The sequence below is a fragment of the Microcoleus sp. Pol12B3 genome (genome assembly GCF_036701355.1).
Classification (GTDB): Bacteria; Cyanobacteriota; Cyanobacteriia; order Cyanobacteriales; family Microcoleaceae; genus Microcoleus.
In genome coordinates, this window is sequence record NZ_JAUBQS010000003.1 from 198,527 (window position 1) to 200,735 (window position 2,209).

3 protein-coding genes are annotated in these 2,209 nt (G+C 46.0%); 1 reads left to right on the forward strand and 2 read right to left on the reverse strand.

All coding sequences use genetic code 11. The features are described from left to right. Positions 1–865: Calx-beta domain-containing protein (locus QUA53_RS02810; protein WP_333094817.1), on the forward strand; the 865-nt coding region annotated here is incomplete at its 5' end. 459 nt (positions 866–1,324) lie between these two features. Here the strand turns inward: QUA53_RS02810 and QUA53_RS29120 are convergent. Beyond that, positions 1,325–1,513: a DUF4129 domain-containing protein gene (locus tag QUA53_RS29120; protein WP_333094815.1), complete on the reverse strand. Its 189-nt coding sequence runs from the start codon at positions 1,511–1,513 to the stop codon at positions 1,325–1,327. Between the two features lie 187 nt (positions 1,514–1,700). After that, positions 1,701–1,916, reverse strand: a complete 216-nt coding sequence (locus QUA53_RS02815; protein ID WP_333094813.1) for a hypothetical protein — start codon at positions 1,914–1,916, stop codon at positions 1,701–1,703. Positions 1,917–2,209 lie beyond the last annotated feature (293 nt).

Below are 2,209 nucleotides of genomic sequence, written 5' to 3' on the forward strand. Positions count from 1 at the left end.
CGTGCCGACTTTGACTGATGCGATTTCGGAATCGGCGGAAACGGTGAATTTGGTGCTCTTCGGTGGCAATGTCAGTAGTCCGTCAATTTTGACGATTAATGATGTTGCGCCAACTCCGGGGACAACTCCGACGCCGACTCCAACTCCAGCAACATCAACAGCAACCCAGTTTGTTTTTAGTGCGGCTACTTTCACCACTCCGGAATCATCTGGCTTTGCTACGGTGACAGTCAATCGCATCGGCCCCAGTACGGCTGCCGGAACCATTAGCTACAGTACTCTTGACGGCACCGCCCTATCAACTGGAGGAACTGCGGCTGATTATGCGTCTACTGCTGGTGTACTCAACTTTGGCCCTGGGGTAACTTCCACGACGTTCAACATCTTTGTCAATGCTGATACTGTGCCTGAAATGACTGAGAGTGTTAACCTATATCTCAACAACGGCCCCGTCGGCACTCCGTCAACAGCAATACTAGACATTATTGACGGTAGCAGCAGTGCATCTGGCAATATCTTCCAGTATAGTGCGTCTAATTACGGCTCGATCGCCACTCAGGGGGGCAACACAACGGTTACAGTTACCCGCTCAAGCGGCTTAGGTGCAGCATCGATTGATTATATTATTCTGGCGGGTACTCCAGGCGCCGGCCCTGCACCTGTATATGGTACCGACTACCTGCTTAACCCGGGCGGCCCCACTGGCGGCACGTTGTCCTTCGCCAACGGCCAACTCAGCCAAACCTTTACTATTCAAGACAACCCATTTAGTACCAATAATGGGATTGTGCGCTTAGGTCTTGCTAACCCCACTGCGGGCTACAGTTTCGGCAGTACAGCGGCAACAAGTATCACTCTCATCTAAGGCTATTAGTAGGGCGAGGAATCCTTGCTCTACTAATATGCCCCGCAAGTAGTTAAATGCTTTTTATCAGTCTGATTCCTCACTACAGCTTTTTTCAAGAAAGTGAAGTACGCGGGTAAAATCTTCGCTGTGTGACAGTCGCTGGCACTGACAACTAATGGAATTCACCCACAGGGCCGATTGTGGGCGACCTCGACCCGAATCCCATTGCTAGTGCTAGTTTCGTGGCTTTCAACCCATTTGCTACTTCGGTCTGATAGAACCATTTCAAGGTCGTACTCTTAGATGCTGCGCGCGTTATTCGAGTACGACCTTGAACCCTTGTATATGGAAAGAATTAGATGGCGATTTGCCATTGGGTAGGGGTTTTTGAGATGGTCGGTTTTTGGCAATAATTTTTTGTAAAACATGCCGCTAGAATTATCGATTGGATGTTATTGTTTTTTTGCGCTTACCGACTTAATCCTTAATTGGTTGATAAGCTTGCTGACACTCTTCAAAGGTTGAGGCGGAAGGTTCCCTATTCCCAAAAAATAGTTGCTGATGTATTTTGATCAAAATTTCGTAAGGCGCTGGCTGGGGTAATTTCTGGATTAATTGCAAATATTCGCCATCAGTGCGACTGGGTTGGTGAATCGCGGTTCCCACATCATTTAACCGCTGCAACCGCCATGTAAAGACAGCGGCAAGCTTGGCGGTATTTCCCTTGTTGCTGCAACTTTTGCGATCGCAACAACCACTCTGCTACTAACAAATCTTTAATTGTTTTTTTCGCACTTCCATCAGTTGTTTGATTCCTCTTTTTAAAATTATGAATGTAAAAAAGTAACAGTTGCTAAATCTGCCAACTCGCCCAGACTGCGAGCAATGCTAAAATTAACCAAAAGGTGGCTTTAGCGATCGCACCCAATATCGAGGAATCAAACCAAGATGGCAATTTGACATTCGGTATATTTTGGGCAGTTTTTAGTTCCCACCTCTCCTGCAATCGCTGTTGCGACTGTCCTAATTGCCAACCCAAATTAGTTTTATCAAAGGAACTTTCAGACATAGATTTACATCTATGAGTAGATTTTTGATTGCGGATTGGAATTTTTTTTCTTCTATCATTATCCCCAAATCCCGGACTTCTTAAAGAAATCTGGGATAAGAAAGCGCGATCGCATTTGACGTTTGATTAGGTTGACTTAAATGCCGAGTTATTGTCCCTAATCCAAATCGCCGCGCGATGGAGAATCGCATTTGAGTGACATTCTTCTAAAGTGGCGGTGCGTTTCGTTCTGAAGAAACCTAGAGATGGGGGGAATTCAGGCTCTAATAAGGTAATCCAATATGGATTGAGTT